Raw genomic sequence first — 19,991 nt, forward strand, 5'->3', positions numbered from 1 at the left:
AAGGTCTGGCAGGTTCACACCCGCGTTCAACGTGATGCACGTGAATAAACGGCCGCTTGTTCATTCAACTGGCTGACCCAGGGATTGAGCAGCGCGACCCCGCACGACTGAAAGTCCAATGTGTTGCGTGTGACCACGGTCATGCCATGCACCAGCGCAGTGGCGGCGATCAGCGCATCGCTTTCGCTGCGCGGGTCGGGAACGTGTAATTGCGCGCAGCGCCTTGCGACCTGAGTGTCGACTGTCAGGATACGTCCGGCGAACGCCTTCATTACATGCTGGTCGAGCCACATTCGCAATACAGCGCCTTGTGTTGGGTCGCGGCGTTCGATGCGCAGGATACCTGTTTCGAGTTCAAGAATCGTGATGGACGAGATGAACAGGCTGGAGGCCATCTGCGTTCGCGACCAGCGGAGCACGTTCGCATCGGCGTTGCGTTTTCTGAGTTCGGACACCACGTCGGTGTCGAGCAGGAACATCAGGACAGGTCAACCTGTCGGGGCGTGATCACGGCGCGCTGAGGCTCGAACTCGATATCGATGTCAGTGGGCATTATCAGCATGTCAGCGATACTCGCTGCACTGCCGGTCAGTTGCAGGTACGCCTCGATCGAAAGCAGCACATGGGCAGGGCGGCCTCGGTCGGTAATGAACACCGGGCCTTCATTCGCGGCCTTCTTGGCCCCGCTGGTGTCTTGGTTGAATTCGCGGCTTGAGAGGGTTGTTGTCATGAAAGCGACCTCTGGAATGGGCAGACACATCGTTGTCATAATGAGCAATTCTAAGCGTGTAGAGATGTAACTACAATGCGTGCAGTGACGCAAATTACTACCGCGCACTGCTTGCCTGGTATCCCGATGCTAAAAATCCACTTGGTCTGATGGTTCCTGACGCAGCATATGGGTCAGCTTTGCTGACTACGGCGTATGCAGTGCTTATCTGCATGCGCGTCAGTGCGCGTCGCCAGCTTCTCTTGGTATTTCAGATTGCAAAAATGCAAAATTTATTACTGAAGCCCGTCACGTAGGCGTGGAGTACTAAGCAGCCCCTATGACTGGGCTACTTATTAAACGTCGTTCCGTTTGTCACTCAAAGAACTGCCATCGGTATCTAATAGCCGACCTATCAGTTCTGATAGTAGAGTTTTAGCAGATGTTTGTAATAATGAGTACAGCCGAAATGCTCTGAGTAACGCTCTCTGTCCGTGTTTTGGTTCTGGGGTTTTAGTTTTCATGAGGGTTTTGATATGTCTAACTACAGGCTTTTTCCTTGTGCGTTGTTCAGCACATTGTTATTGATGTGCGGGTGCGTTAGTGATGTGAAAAATGAAAGCCCAGACGCTGTGGCGAGCGCGGTCGGGCCGAAGGGCATAATAAGGCATATTATATTTGCTTCTGACCCTCAATACCCTTGGTCAAAGGATAAAAAAAACATAGAGGACAGTCTGGGCGCTTTGCCGCACCAGCAATCGCAGGACGTCCTACTGCCATCCCGCTCTTCGGTTAACGAGGTCAGTACTGAAGACCTCATCAGAAATCAATATTCTGCGATACAAAAATGGCGTGCCGGAGCCATGGGCGGGACCGGCAATAACCCGGTCATCATAAACGGAGACATGACGGCGTTTGGCCATGGCGATGAAAGGGCGTTTTTGTACGGGACACTGGATTCAATATTGTCGACGAATTGGTATTTTGGACTGGGTAATCATGATTACAAGAACAATGTGGGTAACTGCCAAAACAACGGCTGCGCCAGAGACAGTATGAACGACCTCATTGGCCGGATGGGCGGTAATAATATGGATTACAGTCTGGATAATGGCGGTGGTCTTCCTCCAACCAAGCGATATTCCGGAAGCTTTGCTTACTATAAAGATTTGGGTAGGGTACGGTATATTCAATTGAATCTGGAGCCTTCTTATATCAACTGGTTTTATTCCTTAGGCACACCGCTGGTCAGGTCAAAGTATGAGTTTGATATCCAGTCACCTGTCGAAAATGGTTGGCTGGAGCGTGTGCTGATAGATGCAAGGGCTCAGAGGAAATTCGTTATTATCGGCATGCATGATCCGGCTGAATGGACGTATTCCCCTAACTCGCGCACGAGAGAAATATTGACTCGGTTCCGTAACTTACTAAAGCTCTACGATGTTTCAGCTATCTTTGCGGGCCACTTCCACGCCAGCGCTGGACGCTACTCCAGCACTTATGATGGGGTGCCTGTTTTTCTGAGTGGCTCGGCAACTGAAGAAACTTTTCTCATTGTTGATGTCAATGAAAGTTCTAGTCTTTTTCAGGTTTGGCTCGTTAAGAACAATAATCCGCAAGCCGCTCAATATTTGGGTGCGTTGCCGTTGAAACTGTCCGTTGCTGTTCCTCCCGTTGACGAATATGACAATGCAGGGCTTTGGGGGCGCTGGGGGGGCACGGCATCTTGTTCAGAGACGCAGCATATAAATGGTTTTCAGGTCAAAGCGGAAAAGTGGCAAGGTAACAGTGACGATACAGCCATCAACGCGATCGTTATGTATTGCAATAATAATCAGGTATTAAGGAGCGAGGAAGCGGGCTGGGGAGACTGGACCGCGATCGTTCGCTGTCCTTCAGGCAAAGCTGTGGACGGGTTTCAGTTGAAAATGGAGGCTCATCAAGGAAACGGTGACGACACTGCGGTGGACTCCGTCAGGCTCGTCTGTGAAGGAGATCAGTATATAGCTGCACCTTACGACACAAACTATGGTGTCTGGAGGAAAACTTACCGTTGCCCCACCGGAATGGTTGCCACCGGCTTTGAAACCCGCGTCGAAACCTATCAGGGTAGCGATGACGATTCTGCGTTGAACGGCATGCGGATGAGATGCAGTCCCAAGCCTTGATCTATCGCTGATGGCAGTCGTAGTTTTTTGCGCTATCACGATGCCAGGTTTTGCTATCGGCAAAACAACATCACTTGGGCTCTGCCGGTTTCTCCTGACGCGACAGGCTGTAAACATAGGCAGCCAGAATGTGAACGCGGTCATTGCCTTGCAGTGCTTGCTGAGCAGGCATCTGGCCCTGGCGGCCATCACGAATGGTCTGCTGCAACTGCGCGAAGCTGGAACCGTAGATAAACGCACTGGGGTGGGTCAGGTCCGGCGCGCCGAGAATCGGCATTCCCTTGCCCTCTGGCCCATGACAGGCAACGCACAGGCTGGCGAAGGTCTTTTGTCCGGCCACCGGGTCAGCTTTCGCATCCTCCGGTAGCGGGCGGGCGTCCAGCTGCGTCAGCACGTAGGCCGCCACATCGCGAACACCCTGTTCGCCGAGCACGCTGCCCAGAGCCGGCATCACGCCCATACGCCCGGCGAGGATGGAGGTCTTGATCGCCTGGGCATCGCCGCCCCAACGCCAGTCGGCATCGGTCAGATTGGGAAAGCCATAGGCGCCTTTTGCGTCAGAGCCGTGGCAGACCGAGCAGTTGGACGCAAACAGGCGAGCACCGATTTTCAACGCCTGCGGATCTTTGGCCACTTCCTCGACGGGCATGGCGGCGTACTTGGCAAACAGCGGCCCGTAACGGGCTTCGGCGTTTGCCACTTCCCGCTCCCATTCGTGGACACTGGTCCAGCCTTGCTGGCCGTCGGCGAATTGCGTCTTGCTGTCTTGGTCCCGGTATTCATAACCCGGCAGCAAACCCTGCCAGTTGCCCAGCCCCGGGTACAGGAGCAGATAGCCCAGCGCAAAGACGATGGTCGCCAGAAACAGGTAGAACCACCATCTGGGCAATGGGTTGTCGTATTCCTCGATACCGTCGAACGTATGGCCGACGGTTTCATCTGTCGGTTCGTCGGGCTGACCTTTGCGCGTGGACAGCAGCAGCCAGAGCATGGCGATGATGGTGCCCAGGGTCAGGACCGCGACGTACAGGCTCCAGAACGTACTCATGGTTGGTCTTCCCGTTCAGCTCTGGCGCGCTCGACCTTGCCGATGGCCTCGGGATCATCCGCAAAAGGCAGCAGTGTCGCGTCGTCGAAGTCTGCCTTGCGGGCAGGGCTGAACACCCACAGCATCAGGCCGATGAACGCCACCATCACGACCAGTGTGCCAAGGCCTCGAATCATTCCGATGTCCATCATGTTCACCGTTTGCTCTTGATGAGCGTGCCGAGGCCTTGCAGATAGGCCACCAGCGCGTCCATTTCGGTCTTGCCCTGTACCGCAGCCGCCGCACCGGCGATATCCGTGTCGGTGTAAGGGGTGCCGAGGGTACGCAGCACCTGCAGCTTTTTCGCAGTCTGCGTGCTGTCGATGGTCTTCTCGGCCAGAAACGGATAAGCCGGCATGATCGAGGTCGGGACCAGGTCGCGCGGGTTGTTCAGGTGTACACGGTGCCACTCGTCCGAGTAACGACCGCCGATCCGTGCCAGGTCCGGCCCGGTGCGTTTGGAGCCCCACAGGAAAGGATGATCCCAGACGCTTTCGCCTGCCACCGAGTAATGCCCGTAGCGCTCGGTTTCGGCGCGCAGCGGTCGGATCATCTGCGAGTGGCAACCGACGCAGCCGTTGGCGATGAATACATCACGGCCTTCCACCTCAAGCGCGCTGCGTGGCTTCATGCCCTCGATAGGCTGGTTGGTCACGTCCTGAAAAAACAGCGGGACGATCTGCGTCAGTCCGCCGATGCTCACGGCAATCACCATGAAGAAGGCCAGCAGGCCGATGTTTTTTTCCAGCGCATCATGCTTCATCAATGCGCCCCCGCGACTGCGATGCGGGTGGCCGCCTCGGCCGCCTGCGGGTCCGAGGCACGTATCGTACGCACGACGTTGTAGGCCATCAGCAACATACCGCTGGTGAAAATCGCGCCGCCGATGGCCCGCACGATATAGCCCAGGTGGCTGGCCTGCATGGTTTCGATGAAGGAATAGGTCAACGTGCCATCGTCGTTCACCGCGCGCCACATCAGGCCCTGGGTGATGCCATTGACCCACATCGAGGTGATGTAAAGCACGGTGCCGACGGTCGCGAGCCAGAAGTGTGTGTTGATCAGGCTGACGCTGTACATATGCGGTCGGGCATAGAGTTTCGGAATCATGTGGTAGATCGACCCGATGGTAATCATCGCGACCCAGCCCAGCGCCCCGGCGTGGACATGGCCGATGGTCCAGTCCGTGTAGTGCGAAAGCGAGTTGACGGTCTTGATTGCCATCATCGGGCCTTCGAAGGTCGACATGCCATAGAACGCCAGCGAGACCACCAGAAAGCGCAGTATCGAATCGGTCCGCAACTTATGCCACGCGCCCGACAGCGTCATCATGCCGTTGATCATCCCGCCCCAGCTGGGCACCAGCAGAATGATCGACATGACCATGCCCAGCGACTGCGCCCAGTCCGGCAGCGCGGTGTAGTGCAGATGGTGCGGACCGGCCCAGATATACAGGGTGATCAATGCCCAGAAATGCACGATGGATAAACGATAGGAGTAGACCGGGCGCTCGGCCTGCTTGGGCACGAAGTAATACATCATGCCGAGAAAACCGGTGGTCAGGAAAAAACCGACGGCATTGTGTCCGTACCACCACTGGATCATGGCGTCGGTCGCGCCAGCGTAGGCCGAATAGGATTTGAACAGGCTGACCGGCAACGAGATATGGTTGACGATGTGCAGCATGCCGGTCACCACGATGAACGCGCCGTAGAACCAGTTGGCGACGTAGATATGCCGGGTGCGGCGTTTGACGATGGTGCCGAAAAACACTGCAGCGTAGGCGGCCCAGACGATGGCCAGCAGAATCGCCACCGGCCATTCGAGCTCGGCATATTCCTTGGTGGTGGTGTAGCCCATCGGCAGGGTCACGATGGCGCCGACGATCACGGCCTGCCAGCCCCAGAAGGTGAAGGCCGCCAGACCATCGGAAATCAGCCGCGTCTGGCAAGTGCGTTGCACCACGTAATAAGAGGTGGCGAACAGCGCGCAGCCGCCGAAGGCAAAGATCACCAGATTGGTGTGCAGCGGGCGCAGGCGTCCGAAGGTGGTCCATTCAAGTTCCAGGTTCAGCCCTGGCCAGACCAGTTGCGAAGCAATGAACACGCCCAGGCTCATGCCGACCACACCCCAGACCACAGCCATGATGGCAAACTGGCGCACCACGGTGTAGTTGTAGGTTGTAGGACTGATTGTTGTGCTCATTGCAGACTTCCACGATTCAGAGGGTTACCGCAGACGTAATCGGGCCAGGGCGATGCAGCGCTGGCAATCGCATCGAAGCACACCGAAGAGGCAGGGGCAGGAACAGACAGGCACATCAATGAGCGTCAAAGGGCTGCGGCAGACGCGTGTCACGAGTTTAGCGTTGAAACAGGGGGTGTGGGAAGTCGCAGGTTCTGTACGAAAAGATGCTGCGCAATGCGTCAGCGAGTATTCCGCACCCCGTTGCAGGGTGCGGAGTTCACGCATCGCCGCTGGACTGGAACACAGCGGTGGCGACCTTCGCGTACAGACGAGTTGATCAGGACCCGCGCAAAGACTGTCACGTATGTTCAGTCGGCAGTAACACCTGTCATTGCCCAGCAAATCGGCCTGAGCAGGCATATGACTCTGGTGACCGACTCAGCGGTGTTGTTGCAATGTGCGAGGCCAGTGCCGTCAATGAAACCGCCCGGCGGTGTCAGGTTTGGGGCGCTCATCGCCTGGGTACTTTACCTAGTGCACCTTGACAGAGTACCCGGGCAGACCTGAATGGCGGCTGTCCGACGGGGCGGGGCGTCTCGATGCGCCGTGCGCTCGCGATTCGTACGGGATTCGCGACCCGGTTCGCCGCTATAGTGATGGGCTACTTTGCGACCCACCTGAATGAGGCAAACATGAGCAACGGCTTTAAGCCCGGTATCGGTCAGGATCAATGGCTGCAGCTGGTCAGTGAAAGAGGCTGGCTGTGGACGCCCGCGCAACTTGCGGGTGCGCTGGACGCGCCGACCCTGTTGCTGGCGCATGGTGCAGGTGCACCGATGGACAGCGACTTCATGAACCGCATGGCGGCTGATCTGGCGGCGCAAGGTATCAGCGTCCTGCGCTTCGAGTTTCCTTATATGGCGCAGCGGCGTCGGGGCGGCAGCAAGCGTCCACCCAATCCACAGGCACAATTGCTGGAATGCTGGAGAGAGGTGTTCGCCTGTGTGCGTGCTCACATCCGCGGGCGTCTGGCGGTCGGCGGCAAATCAATGGGCGGGCGGATGGCCAGCCTTATCGCCGATGAGCTTGAGGTCGATGCGCTGGTGTGTCTAGGGTATCCGTTCTACGCCGTGGGCAAGCCTGAAAAACCACGCGTGGCGCATCTGGCCGACCTTAAGACACCCACACTGATCGTGCAGGGCGAACGCGACGCGCTAGGCAATCGCGAAGCCGTAGAAGGCTATGCATTGTCGAGTGCCATTCGGCTGCACTGGTTGCCGACTGCCAATCACGACCTCAAACCCCTGAAGGTCGCGGGTATCAGCCATGAGCACTGCCTGGCTGAGTCCGCGAGAGAGATTGCCGGGTTCCTGCGCGCCTGAGTCACCGGCAAGGCAGGCCGATGGTGGTTCGCATTTTACCCACCTTGCCGTCGGCGATGACGGGGGACTGTTCCAGCTCCGATCTCAGCGTCAGCCGACCTGTCAGTGAGGACGTCCTGAAAGGCTGTGAGTTGATGCTCGCGGCAAAGCGGCCTTCATGGGTTGCAGGTTAAACGCAGCGTTGGCGTGAGGGAGTCGGACGGTGCATGGGCTGGCCCTGGGAAACTCCTGAAAACGGTGACAGGGCGTTACGCCTTTAGCGCAACGCCCTGCCGGATGAACAATGGGTTCAGCAATCGGTCATCTGATGCCTACGCCGAGACTGGAATTGTGACTCTTCAGTTTGAAGTTGCCGCCAGTGACCATGTTTTTCACGTAATACCAGTTCCATCCGCCGATGCCGGCGCTTGAAACAGTGGACGACCAATAGTTGCCGTTGCCCATCGGCCAGCGATTGCCATACAGGGCGTAGATATCCACCAGCTCGTGAATGGTTGGAATCCTCGCGCTGTTGTTGCCCGCATTTTTGCTGATCTGAGAAAAGCTGCCGCTGCCCAGACCGATGCAATGGATGACGCCGGTGACGGTGATCAGGTAGCTTTTACTCGCGCCCGAAGCATCGGTCGCCGTAATGGTGGCTGTGCCGTTGCCTCGAACCGAGGTCAGGCCATTGCTGTCCACTTTCGCGACCAGCGGGTCGCTCGAAGCGTACTGATAGGGTGCCTGTCCGCCACTGGCCTGACGCAGAAGGGTGGTATCGGACGGGAAGTTCGGCAACAGGTCCGGCGAGCCCGGAAGCAGATACACCTTGCCGGCCAGCGTGACCGGCGAGGTGTCCAGCAGCAACTCGGGCTGCGCCGCCAGAATCTGCAAGGCCAGCGTGCCGGATACCTGCACCAGACCGTTGACGCGATTGACCACATAAGAAATCGCCACCGTCTGCCCGGCGTTTGCCGTTACCAGAGCAAACGCAAACAGCATCTCCAGCGTCTTGCCGGCTTCTGCGCTCGACAGGGTCTTTTCCTGGGTGTCACTGCCGTTCGGCCCTTGCCATTGCACGATCACCTGATCGCCGGCTTTCAGGTTGGCGGTGGCGTCGATCACCACGGTTGCACCGGATGAAGCGTTGGCCGGGTCGAGTATGGTGCCGATGGCTTCTTTTATGGTTGGGGTGGGCAGGGGCGTTGCTTGCGCGAGTTGCAGCTTCACGTCCACCGACTCCGAGGCCATGGACAGATTCCCTGCCAGATCTGTAATCGTGTAGTAGACCGGCGCCTCAATGTCGCCGATCAACTCCAGAAACGGCCTGGCGAAGTCGACCATTGTTCGTTTAAGACCCACGTCATCACTGCTCACCACCGCCATCGGACCGGGCAGATCATTCCAGTAGGTGCGGACAACATCGCCCTCCTGCATGCCGTTGTAGCTGGCAATCGTCCCTGAAAGCAGGTTACCCATGGTTTGCAGTTCTTCTGAGGTCAGACCGTTCTGTACCTGCGTGGGAAAAATGATGGGGGCCAGCAGCGGATCGCCAGGCGGGGTAAGGTCTACGATTACAACTGTCTCGGCAGAAAACTCGACGACCATATTGATCGGGTTTTCGACCGCGTAAGCCACCGAGTGACGACCTTCCGTCAACAGCTCGGATGGAATGTGCAGCATGAGGTCGTCACCTGGCATCTGCGAAAGCAGTATCTCTTTCTTGAGACCAATAAGCACTCCATCGAAGTACAGCTGATAGGTATAGCCGGGGCGCGCGCCTTGCCAGACGTTCAACAGCACTTCGAGGGGCATGTTCAAACTGTCGACGGGTAATAGTCCACCGTTCAAGGCGGCTGCGATGACTGGCGAAGTCAGCACGTTTTCTTTTTTTTCAGTCGCAAGGTTATACATGGGCGTTCCTTCTACGTGTAAAAGTTGCGGGCCTGGTGAGCCCGCAACGGTTTAGCGACTCAGACAGGTAAAGTCGGTAGGTTTAAGCATATGCACGATGACGCGAGTGACCGTGGAGGTTGCCGGACTTTGATTGCTGCCTTCGACAGGGTCGACGGTATAACTCGCCTCCGCAAACCCTGTGCAAATAAGCAGTGTGTTGATCTGAGGGACCTTGAATACATGCCCTTGCACAACATCCACTTCATCGAGCTTACGAGTCGTCACATAAGTAGCGGCTTCGATGGGATTATTGAAGTCGTCAAAACCCTTGAACGTGAAGGTGATCTTCTGGCCCTCGGCAATATTTACATAAGGTGAGACTTTTACATCGGCACCGTCTGGATTTTCATTGGGCCCCAGCACTCCGTTGGACGTGAGATTGAACGTGGGCCCAGTCAATCCGTTTTCGCCACCGGGTTGCTCTTCTCGAGACCGTACTGTTACAGGCTGAGTCGGACTCGTCATACTGTTTGGGTTTCCTGTACGCGTGACTGTGAAGTACACCGGAATGGCCTCGCCAGTGCCTTGCAACTTCATCAGCTCGTTATCAATCGGAATAATCAAGTCTCTTGCCGCTGCAACGTCGCTAGACCGTATTTGATACCACTGCGTTTTTAACTGATTGCCCCAGTACAGGTTCAGATCATCATTGATTTCGAATCCCGTATTCCAGAGCACTACGCCTCTGCCGTTCAACTCGTAATCGTCTTCGTCGATGAAGTTGTCCTGGGTGTTCGGGTTTTGTACGCTCGTCCCTTGTATCGTCAAATTGTTCAAGGGGGTGGGGAAGGGAAGTGTTGTAAAAACGTCTATGTGGGTGTCCAGCGATGTGCCGGTCAGTTCGCCGTTGCGAAACACTTCATAATGAACCGCGGTGTCGCCTTGCGGACCTTGGGCAATGGCCTCAAATGGCAGTTTCAACGTGAGTATGACGGCTTCATTTTCGTCGCCAGGTGCAACGAAGACAGGGGTCAAGGGATTATTGGTGCCCCAGAATAGCTGGATGCTATCAAGCGCTGCCGCGCCTGGATAATGGGGGATGTCGACCAATACGCCGGCCTGAGCTTCCAGATAATCAATCAGATCGCCTACCGCTTGATCAATGACAGGTGCCGGATAATCAGAAGGCAAGTCGTTCAGCCTTAATTTCACCGCTACAGTGTTCGAGAGGATTGAAGGGTTACCTGCACGGTCGATGACCTGGTAACACACCTGCTTTTCTTCCTCCCCCAACGTTTGCAGAAACGCTCGTGTAAAAGTGACCGAGACCTTGTCCAGACCCATGTCGGTTTCGTTGACGACGGCAGTGGGGCCTACGATATCTCCCCACCTGGTCAGAATGCGATCATGCTTGGCCATACCGGTGTAGCCGGGAATCTGCACATCAAGTTGGCCACCCAGTTGATCGAGCTCGGCGGCAGTCAGACCGTTCTGGATCTCGGCTGGGAACTGTATGGCAGCAAGCTCCGGAGCGCCTGGCGCTGTCCGGTCGATCTGAATCCGGAAAATTTCCGATCTCTGTTCTACCTGATTGATCGGATTGACAACGACGTACGCGACATCGTGGAAACCTTCCAGCAACAGCTCGGCCGGGATCTCCAAGTGCAGGGGGTCTCCTGGTGCATGTGAGGGCAGAATCAGTTTTTGGGGGCCAGTCGCGATACTGTTGAACAGCAGTTGATATGTGTAACCAGGAAGTGCCGCTGGCCATACAACGAGATCGACCGTCAACGGTTGTGATGCCTCAGCGACCGGTATGAGCCCTGGCGTATCCTGATCATGAAATGCGACTGCAATATCGGGTGCAGCCAATACAAGATTCAAGTTTCTGTGCCTGTTTCCGGAAATTGAAACAGGTGTTGGGAGATAGTTGTTTGAGCAATTTTTCATGTGTAGAGGCCTTATCATTAAAATTTTGTAGGGGATTTCCTACTTTTTTTCGAACGTGTTTCTGAATGAGATTTTTTTGGTTGGTACTTGGCGAAAGAGTCAATGATGTTCTCAGTCAAAATTGGACGTAATAGGGTTTTGGTGGGCTGGTCAAGTGGTTGTGTGGAGATTATTTAATTAGTTTGAGAGTTTTTTGCTTGGCGCCCATTTGGATGCTCGCTGTAAGAAACTTCTTATATTATTTTGGGAAGGCTCCTACGTTTTGGGTATTGAACAGGGCCAGGGTTTATGAATTAAGTAAGCTATCTTTCCACTCTCAAAAAAACGAGGAGATGGACGGTGTCTAGTAGAAAAAGTAACGTCGTTAAGTCGCGGGGTGGCGCGTTTCAACTTGCCGTGATTGCTTTTGGCGCTCTCGCTAATGTACAGGCGTCGGCAGCGGCATCGGGCGATAATAATGGTCTGCCTTTAGACACTGCAGCAGTCACCGGATTGTGGCCGGATGAAGAGTTGCCAGATGAAACCGTTAGACGGGCTGAAATCATTACCGTAGGTCCTGATACTCCTTTCGATTCTTATCACATTGGTTATCAAAGTGTTCTTAATATTGTCGGTGGGCGAGCAGACCAGGTGGTCGTGAGAGACGCTACGGTCAATATTCAGTCCGGCGTGGTTGAGAGCGGTATCAGCCTTTCCGATGCGTTGGGTAATCTCTCCAACGCTACCGTGAAAAACGCGACAGGTAGCGGCATCGTTCTTCATGGAGTGATGGGCTCTATCAACCCTGGCTCCACGGTATCGGCTCATTCAAGCGATGTATCGGGATCGGGCGACGGTATTTCAGTCGGGTTGTGGGGGGCGCTGAGTATTTTCAATACCGATGTGCGCGGGTTTGCGTCGCAAAGCAAAAGTGGCCAGGGGATTTCTGTTTCTGGCGCCAATGTGCTGATCGCCGACAACAGTCATGTGACAGGCGACATGAATGGAATCCATCTGGTAGATGGATCCCAAGCCGGAATACTGGTCGGAAACAAGTCCGTTGCTGTGATTGACCGATCGATAGTCCAGGGTTTGGCCGGGGCCGCCATCAAAGTAAACCAGCGCGTTGCACTCGACATCGAGGCCGACATTGCTGTGCAAAACCATTCCGAGCTATGGGCCGGAAATGGCAACCTGCTGGAGGTGGAAGATCACAGCACTGTCAACTTCAACGTCGATAACAGCACCCTCAATGGCAACCTTGTCGCCGATGACACCAGCACCCTGAACATCACGCTGCAAAACGACGCACAATTGAACGGCAACATCGTCAATGGCAACCGTCTGGCGATTACCTCGGGCAGTCACTGGCAGATGCAGGGCGACAATGCCGTCAGGTCGCTTTCCCTGCATGGCGGCAGCGTGGCGTTTGCTGGCGAAGGCTTTCATACACTTTCGCTGAATGAGTTGTCAGGGGGCGGCACGTTTGGCTTGCGCGTGGATCTGGACAACGGTGTCGGAGATCTCATCGACGTCAACGGCCAGGCCAGTGGACAGTTCGGCTTGCAGGTGCGCAACACGGGGGTGGAGGTTGTGTCTGCTGACATGGCACCGCTCAAGGTGGTGCATACCGAAGGTGGCGACGCGCAATTCAGCCTGCTGGGCGGGCGGGTCGACCTGGGCGCCTATTCGTATTTGCTGGAACAGCAGGGCAATGACTGGTTCATCGTCGGTAAAGACAAGGTCATAAGCCCCTCGACCCAGAGCGCGCTTGCCCTTTACAGCGCGGCACCTGCCATCTGGATGAGTGAGCTCTCTACCCTGCGTTCGCGCATGGGTGAGGTTCGTGCTAGCGGCAGGGCGGGCAGCTGGATGCGCGCCTATGGCAACAGGCTGAATGCCACGACCAGTGACGGTGTCGACTATCGGCAGAAGCAAAGTGGCCTGTCGCTGGGGGCCGATGCGCCCGTCGAGGTCAGCAACGGCCAACTGGTGGTCGGTGTGCTGGGAGGGTACAGCACGTCCGGTATCGATTTGAGCCGTGGTACTACGGGTAAAGTCGACAGCTACTATGCAGGCGCCTATGCCACCTGGCTGTCGGACGATGGCTACTACGTTGACGGCGTGCTCAAACTCAACCGCTTTCGCAACAAGGCAGATGTTGCCATGAGCGATGCAAGCAAGGCCAAGGGTGACTATACCAACAACGGGGTAGGGGGCTGGGTAGAGTTCGGCCGCCACATCAAACTGGCGGACGATTACTTTCTCGAACCGTTCGCTCAGTTGTCCAGTGTCGTCGTTCAGGGACAGGAACTGCGCCTGGACAACGGCATGAAAGCGAAGAACGATCAGACCCAATCGCTATTGGGCAAGGTGGGCACCTCGCTGGGCCGCAGTGTCGCGCTCAAGGATGGCGGGGTATTGCAGCCTTATGTGCGCGTCGCCGTTGCACAGGAGTTTTCGCGCCGCAACGAGGTGAAAGCCAACGATGTGAAATTCGATAACAGCCTGTTCGGTTCGCGCGGCGAACTGGGCGCCGGGGTATCGGTGTCGCTGTCCGAGCGTCTGAAACTGCACGCAGACTTCGATTACATGAAAGGTCGGCATATCGAGCAACCCTGGGGAGCGAATGTGGGGTTACGCCTGGCATTCTGATCCTTAAGGCCAGTGCCTGAGTAACACCAGAGCCCCCGGTGAATGATCACCGGGGGCTTTTCGGTTAATGATCGGTAAACCTGCGTTTGCGTTGCCTCTGTCGGGACGTGACAGGCACCGCGTAGTTGACGTTCACCCGCAACACCGGCGATGTGCCGATCAGGCGATGATCACGATAAAGCTCGTAATACAGGTCAACCAGGCCGTACTGAACATAGGGCGTGAAGTTGTAGGAAATACACAGCACACGTACCACGCTGTTTTCGCCTACCCGATGGAAAAGCGTTGTCGATGACAGGTTTTTACCCCAATAGAAATGGATTTCGTCACCCCAGCACATTTTGACTGACCCAGGGATATGGATGGTAATGCCCGCATGTGCCTGTTCGTGACTGATGGAATCAGGATCGATGTTAGGCAACACAGGTGCTTTCAGCGTACTGGAAATATCGGATGGAAGGTGGAGGGGGGTCGCCTGTCGGTAGAGACTCTCGTGAGGTTGGGCTTCTTGAACAGCACTCGCGCTTTTGGGGTTGTTTTTTTCTTTTTGGGTGCGCGCCGCTACATCCGTGGATTGTTCTTTATCCATCGTAAACTCTTTTATTGACATTAAGTTGAGTTGTTATGTGCGTGCCGGCAGTTGTCGGCAACGGAATTATTACAAGGCACATAAGTGTTCAGGTCAAGTGTCTGCCGATATCAAAGACACGCCAAGCTTGTGTGAGGTTATGCAGTTACATTTGGTATCATGTGCACAGTGAGTTATCACTCGTTAGTGTTGGAGATGCTGTAAATAAAGGGTGTGGCTTGGTGTGGGTGTTCTTTCAGGGCTTTTTGTGTGTGAAATACCTGTAGGACATTAACTACAGATAAGTCTTACAGAAGGTGAAAAAGTAGGTTTTGGCTGAATTCCCACTCCTGCGTAGGAATATTCACTCAACTTTATCATTAGGGTCTCGCACGCGTTAGCGTGNGGTTGTGGGCGGAAATGTAGGCTGCTGTGTTTAAACTTGTATTGACGGTGCCGGGGTGTTCAGACCGAACAGCAATGCTTTGCTGAAACGATCTGCATGTTGGCGTAAGGGGTAATAAATAACTACCGCATCAACTGGATTTCAACTAATCGGAGTATGCGTCCACTGTCAATAGATAAAAGTACTGCATTGCTGTCATTGAAGGTGTTAAAAAATATCCTGCACGTTCTTCAGATGGCTTCTCAAGTTCTGTCAGATTTGAAGGGAGTGCTAACACTGCACACTATTGACGCTCATAAAAAAGCCCCGACCAACCGAAGTTTGTCGAGGCTTGGCATACAGTCTCACGCCTTAGCGATTAAACCGCTCTACCAGTGAATACTGTGAGTTGGCCGTGTCGGTCAGTTCACCACTTAATACGGCAGAGCGACGCGCTTCGTCAGAGGTCTGGTCTGCCAGGCTGGCGATGGTGGCGATGTTGCGATTGATTTCCTCGGCCACGGCGCTTTGCTCTTCCGTGGCGGTGGCGATTTGCGTGGTCATGTCGGTGATATTGGCGACGGCCTCGCTGATGCCCACCAGCGCCTGATCTGCCTCCAGTACCCGGGCTACGCCTTCTTCGGCCTGACGGCGACCGGTGTCCATGGTGTGAACCGCGTCGGTTGCGGTCTGCTGCAGTTTGGCGATCAGGCCATGAATCTGTCCGGTGGACTCGGCGGTGCGTTGCGCGAGCTGACGCACTTCATCTGCCACAACCGCAAAGCCGCGACCCATCTCACCGGCGCGCGCCGCTTCGATCGCGGCGTTGAGCGCCAGCAGGTTGGTTTGGTCGGCAATGCCTTTGATCACATCGACCACGCCGCCGATTTCATCGCTGTCCTTGGCCAAGCGGGTCACGGTCAGGCCGGTTTCGCCCACCGAGGTGGACAGGCGCTGAATGGCTTCGCGGGTTTCACCGGCGATATCGCGACCGCGACGCGTCAGTTCGTTGGCCTGCTGGGTGGCATCAGCGGCACGGTTTACGTGATTGGCGACTTCCTGAGTGGTGGCGGCCATCTGGTTGATGGCGGCGGCAACCTGCTCGGTTTCCACACGCTGACGTTCCAGCCCGATCGAACTGGCATTGGCCAGCGAGTTGGACTGGCGGGCCTGACTGTTCAGGTGTTCGGCGGTGTCCTGCAAACGCGTCAGGCAGGTTTTCATGCGCGCTTCCTGGCTGAGGATCGACATTTCCAGACGCGCTTGCGGGCCACGGCTGTCGGTGTACATCTGCGCGATCAACGGGTCGGAAGTGGTCTGTTCGGCCAGGCGTAACAAGCGTTTGGTGCCACGCTGCTGCCAGGAAAGCCCCAGCAGGCCGAGCGGTACCGACAACGCCGCAGCCAATGCAAAACCCCAGTGTGAATTGAGCCACACGCCGATCAGGAAGCTCAGTTGGCTGACCAGAATGAACGGCAGCCAGTCCTGAAGTACCGGCAGCCACTTGTCGCGGTTTGGTACGGCGCTCTTGCCCTTGTTGAGTCGGGTGTAAAGCGCCTCGGCACGGCGGATCTGTTCGGCGGTCGGCTTGATACGTACCGACTCGAAACCCACCACCTGGCGGTTTTCCAGTACCGGCGTCACGTAGGCATTGACCCAATAATGATCGCCGTTCTTGCAGCGGTTCTTGACGATGCCCATCCACGGCTGCCCGGACTTGAGCGTGGTCCACATGTGCTCGAAGACTGTAGGCGGTACGTCCGGATGACGTACGGTGTTATGCGCAGCACCGAGCAATTCAGCCTCGCTGTAACCACTGATGTCGACAAAGGCATCGTTGCAGTAGGTGATGGTGCCTCGGGTGTCGGTGGTGGAAATCAGTCGTTGTTCGGCAGGGAATGTCCGCTCATGTTGAGTGACGGGCTGGTTGTTGCGCATGGGATTTCGATCCTTCGATCCGGAAGACTGTGGCGTGGTTATCGGCGGGCACGTCGATAAATTGAGCGACGTGCGACAAGTGACCGGAGAGTCAGCCGTGTACGGCCAGCATGGGACAGGTGAACAGCCCGTAATACATCAGGCTGAAGGTGGGCGGAGCAGGAGCGAGGTTATAGAGATTTTCATGTCGGGGCCTGACCCTTAAGCAGGATGCAGGCCCCATTTATGAGATATCAGGAGGCGATCAGCTGGCGCAGCACGTAATGCAGAATGCCGCCCGACTTGAAGTATTCCACTTCATTAAGCGTATCGATGCGGCACAGCACGTCGACGGTTTCCTTGCTGCCGTCTTCGCGGTCGATATGCAGGGTCAGGCTCATGCCCGGCTGCACGTCTGCGTTGGTCAGTCCGGTGAGCTTCAGCGTCTCCTTGCCGGTCAGGCCGAGGGTCTTGCGCGTCTGGCCGTTCTTGAACTGCAAAGGCAGCACGCCCATGCCCACCAGGTTCGAGCGGTGAATCCGTTCGAAGCTTTCGGCGATGACCGCCTTGACGCCCAGCAGGTTGGTACCTTTGGCTGCCCAGTCGCGACTTGAACCCGTGCCGTATTCCAGACCGGCAATGATTACCAGCGGCGTCCCTTCTTCTTGATAACGCATGGCCGCGTCGTAGATCGCCAGCTTCTCGCCGGAGGGCACATGCACCGTGTTGCCACCTTCCTCGCCGCCGAGCATTTCGTTGCGGATACGGATATTGGCAAAGGTCCCGCGCATCATCACTTCATGGTTGCCACGGCGCGAGCCGTAAGAGTTGAAGTCCTGATACGTGACGCCTTTCTCCTGAAGGTAGCGCCCGGCAGGGCTGTCGGCCTTGATATTACCGGCAGGGGAGATATGGTCGGTGGTCACCGAGTCGCCCAGCAGGGCCAGGATGCGTGCGTTTTCCACGTCTTCGATAGCCGGCAGCGGACCGTCGATGCCGTCGAAGAACGGCGGGTGCTGAATGTAGGTGGAATCGTCCTGCCAGACGTAGGTGGCAGCCTGCGGCACTTCGATGGCTTGCCATTGTTCGTCGCCGGCAAAGACTTCGGCGTATTCCTTATGGAACATGCCGGTGTTGACGCTGGCCACGGCGTCGGCGATTTCCTGCTGACTCGGCCAGATATCGCGCAGATAGACCGGTTTGCCGTCTGCGCCTTCGCCCAGGGGTTCGCTGCTGATGTCGATGCGCACCGAGCCTGCCAGTGCATAGGCGACTACCAGGGGTGGCGATGCCAGCCAGTTGGTCTTGACCAGCGGATGGACGCGGCCCTCGAAGTTGCGGTTGCCCGAAAGCACCGATGCGACTGTCAGGTCGGACTGTTGAATGGCTTTCTCGATAGGCTCCAGCAGCGGTCCGGAGTTGCCGATGCAGGTGGTGCAGCCGTAACCGACCAGATCGAAGCCCAGGGCATCGAGGTATTGGGTCAGACCTGCTGCGTTGTAATAATCGGTCACCACTTTGGAGCCGGGTGCCAATGAGCTTTTCACCCACGGCTTGCGCTTCAGGCCTTTCTCGACGGCTTTCTTCGCGACCAGCCCGGCTGCCATCATGACGCTGGGGTTGGAGGTGTTGGTGCAGGACGTGATCGCCGCGATCACCACAGCGCCGTCTTTCAGATGATAGGTCTGGCCGTTGTATTCATATTGGGTTTCGCCGCTGACCTGGGCCTCGTTGCCAACCGCGACACCGCCACCGCCTTCGCTCTCCAGGCGACCTTCATCGACCTTGGCAGGCTTGACCTGCAGACCGAGGAAATCGCTGAAGGCCTTGGACACATTCGGCAGCGCTACACGATCCTGAGGGCGCTTGGGGCCAGCAAGGCTGGCTTCGACCGTGCTCATGTCCAGTTCCAGGCTGTCGGTGAACACCGGTTCCTGGCCTGCCAGACGCCATAGACCCTGAGCCTTGCAATACGCTTCGACCAGCTTGACGGTTTCGTCGGGACGACCCGACAGACGCAGGTAATCCAGCGTGACGTCATCGACCGGGAAGAAACCACAGGTTGCGCCGTACTCGGGCGCCATGTTGGCAATGGTCGCGCGGTCGGCCAGTGGCAGATCGGCCAGGCCGTCGCCGTAGAACTCGACAAACTTGCCGACCACACCTTTCTTGCGCAGCATCTGGGTGACGGTGAGCACCAGGTCGGTAGCGGTGATGCCTTCCTTCAGTTTGCCGGTCAGCCGGAAACCGATGACTTCCGGGATCAGCATCGACACCGGTTGGCCAAGCATCGCCGCTTCGGCTTCGATACCGCCCACGCCCCAGCCCAGTACGCCCAGGCCATTGATCATCGTGGTGTGCGAGTCGGTACCGACCAGCGTGTCGGGGAATGCGTAAGTGCGGCCGTCCTCTTCCTTGGTCCATACCGTGCGGCCCAGGTATTCGAGGTTCACCTGATGGCAAATGCCGGTGCCGGGCGGCACCACGCTGAAATTATCGAAAGCGCTCTGGCCCCAGCGCAGGAACGCGTAGCGCTCACCGTTGCGCTGCATCTCGATGTCGACGTTCTCGCCGAACGCCTCGGCGTTGCCAAACTTGTCGACCATCACCGAGTGGTCGATCACCAGGTCCACCGGCGAAAGCGGGTTGATGCGTTGCGGGTCACCACCAGCCTTGGCCACGGCCGCGCGCATGGCGGCCAGATCGACCACTGCCGGCACACCGGTAAAGTCCTGCATCAGTACGCGGGCAGGGCGGTATTGAATTTCCCGGTCAGAGCGACGCTCGGTCAACCAGTCGGCAAGCGCCTTGAGGTCGTTGCCGGTTACTGTCTTGTTGTCTTCCCAGCGCAGCAGGTTTTCCAGCAGCACCTTGAGTGACATGGGCAGCTTGTCCAGATCGCCCAGTGAGCGGGCGGCTTCCGGCAGGCTGAAGTAGTGGTAGGTCTTGTTATCGATTTCGAGGGTTTTAAGGCTCTTCAGGCTATCGAGGGAGGGCATGAATGTCTCCTTTGAGGAATGTTCTCCGAACATCGGTTCACGGGCTCCATGTGCATCAGGTCGGGAGCGCCGCATCAGGCTTCAACTGTTGTGGACTGTTCTGCAGCACCAGTGGTTCCTGGATTGGGCT

The 19,991-nt window shown here is 56.5% G+C and carries 14 protein-coding genes; 3 read left to right on the plus strand and 11 right to left on the minus strand.

Features of this window, described 5'->3' with window-relative positions; all coding sequences use genetic code 11:
* Nucleotides 1–26: 26 nt before the first annotated feature.
* Both AO388_RS18865 and AO388_RS18870 read right to left on the minus strand, forming a co-directional pair.
* The gene (locus AO388_RS18865; RefSeq protein ID WP_058416907.1) at nucleotides 27–479 is read right to left on the minus strand and encodes a type II toxin-antitoxin system VapC family toxin; all 453 of its coding nucleotides are present in this window, start codon (nucleotides 477–479) and stop codon (nucleotides 27–29) included.
* Nucleotides 479–730 (minus strand): type II toxin-antitoxin system prevent-host-death family antitoxin, encoded by a 252-nt coding sequence (locus tag AO388_RS18870; protein WP_055010266.1) that lies wholly within the window; start codon nucleotides 728–730, stop codon nucleotides 479–481. The genes AO388_RS18865 and AO388_RS18870 overlap by 1 nt, the downstream gene beginning before the upstream one ends.
* 515 nt (nucleotides 731–1,245) lie before the next feature.
* On the opposite strand from AO388_RS18870, the gene AO388_RS18875 reads away from it, so the two are divergent.
* Nucleotides 1,246–2,877 (plus strand): metallophosphoesterase, encoded by a 1,632-nt coding sequence (locus AO388_RS18875; RefSeq protein WP_058416908.1) that lies wholly within the window; start codon nucleotides 1,246–1,248, stop codon nucleotides 2,875–2,877.
* A gap of 70 nt (nucleotides 2,878–2,947) precedes the next feature.
* Here the strand turns inward: AO388_RS18875 and ccoP are convergent, their stop codons facing one another.
* From ccoP to ccoN, 4 genes are read right to left on the minus strand one after another with little or no spacing between them, the layout of a single operon-like run.
* Nucleotides 2,948–3,925, minus strand: a complete 978-nt coding sequence (gene ccoP / locus AO388_RS18880) for a cytochrome-c oxidase, cbb3-type subunit III (RefSeq protein ID WP_058416909.1) — start codon at nucleotides 3,923–3,925, stop codon at nucleotides 2,948–2,950.
* Nucleotides 3,922–4,113, minus strand: a complete 192-nt coding sequence (locus AO388_RS18885; RefSeq protein WP_044309082.1) for a CcoQ/FixQ family Cbb3-type cytochrome c oxidase assembly chaperone — start codon at nucleotides 4,111–4,113, stop codon at nucleotides 3,922–3,924. Before AO388_RS18885 ends, ccoP begins: the two co-directional genes overlap by 4 nt.
* 5 nt (nucleotides 4,114–4,118) lie before the next feature.
* Nucleotides 4,119–4,727: a cytochrome-c oxidase, cbb3-type subunit II gene (ccoO, locus tag AO388_RS18890; RefSeq protein ID WP_003370233.1), complete on the minus strand. Its 609-nt coding sequence runs from the start codon at nucleotides 4,725–4,727 to the stop codon at nucleotides 4,119–4,121.
* On the minus strand, nucleotides 4,727–6,169 hold the full coding sequence (gene ccoN / locus AO388_RS18895) for a cytochrome-c oxidase, cbb3-type subunit I (protein WP_003370235.1): 1,443 nt from the start codon (nucleotides 6,167–6,169) through the stop codon (nucleotides 4,727–4,729). The genes ccoO and ccoN overlap by 1 nt, the downstream gene beginning before the upstream one ends.
* Before the next feature lie 674 nt (nucleotides 6,170–6,843).
* On the opposite strand from ccoN, the gene AO388_RS18900 reads away from it, so the two are divergent.
* Nucleotides 6,844–7,533: an alpha/beta family hydrolase gene (locus AO388_RS18900; protein ID WP_003436159.1), complete on the plus strand. Its 690-nt coding sequence runs from the start codon at nucleotides 6,844–6,846 to the stop codon at nucleotides 7,531–7,533.
* 300 nt (nucleotides 7,534–7,833) lie between these two features.
* On the opposite strand, the gene AO388_RS18905 is transcribed toward AO388_RS18900, so the two are convergent.
* Both AO388_RS18905 and AO388_RS18910 read right to left on the minus strand, forming a co-directional pair.
* Complete coding sequence (locus AO388_RS18905) at nucleotides 7,834–9,426, minus strand: Ig-like domain-containing protein (RefSeq protein WP_058416910.1); 1,593 nt, start codon at nucleotides 9,424–9,426, stop codon at nucleotides 7,834–7,836.
* Between the two features lie 51 nt (nucleotides 9,427–9,477).
* Complete coding sequence (locus tag AO388_RS18910; RefSeq protein WP_032609916.1) at nucleotides 9,478–11,358, minus strand: hypothetical protein; 1,881 nt, start codon at nucleotides 11,356–11,358, stop codon at nucleotides 9,478–9,480.
* Between the two features lie 768 nt (nucleotides 11,359–12,126).
* Here AO388_RS18910 and AO388_RS18920 point away from each other — a divergent pair.
* Nucleotides 12,127–13,992 carry an autotransporter outer membrane beta-barrel domain-containing protein gene (locus AO388_RS18920; RefSeq protein WP_058416911.1) on the plus strand — a complete coding sequence of 622 codons (1,866 nt, stop codon included), beginning with the start codon at nucleotides 12,127–12,129 and terminating at the stop codon, nucleotides 13,990–13,992.
* A 64-nt stretch (nucleotides 13,993–14,056) separates the two neighbouring features.
* Here AO388_RS18920 and AO388_RS18925 read toward each other — a convergent pair whose 3' ends face one another.
* The 3 genes from AO388_RS18925 to acnA form a co-directional block, all read right to left on the minus strand.
* The gene (locus AO388_RS18925; protein ID WP_054081576.1) at nucleotides 14,057–14,581 is read right to left on the minus strand and encodes a hypothetical protein; all 525 of its coding nucleotides are present in this window, start codon (nucleotides 14,579–14,581) and stop codon (nucleotides 14,057–14,059) included.
* A gap of 736 nt (nucleotides 14,582–15,317) precedes the next feature.
* On the minus strand, nucleotides 15,318–16,883 hold the full coding sequence (locus AO388_RS18930) for a methyl-accepting chemotaxis protein (RefSeq protein ID WP_058416912.1): 1,566 nt from the start codon (nucleotides 16,881–16,883) through the stop codon (nucleotides 15,318–15,320).
* 233 nt (nucleotides 16,884–17,116) lie between these two features.
* Nucleotides 17,117–19,861 carry an aconitate hydratase AcnA gene (gene acnA / locus AO388_RS18940; protein WP_058416914.1) on the minus strand — a complete coding sequence of 915 codons (2,745 nt, stop codon included), beginning with the start codon at nucleotides 19,859–19,861 and terminating at the stop codon, nucleotides 17,117–17,119.
* Nucleotides 19,862–19,991 lie beyond the last annotated feature (130 nt).

It is taken from the genome of Pseudomonas sp. ICMP 10191, from assembly GCF_001467335.1.
In the GTDB taxonomy this organism is placed as follows: Bacteria; Pseudomonadota; Gammaproteobacteria; order Pseudomonadales; family Pseudomonadaceae; genus Aquipseudomonas; species Aquipseudomonas cerasi.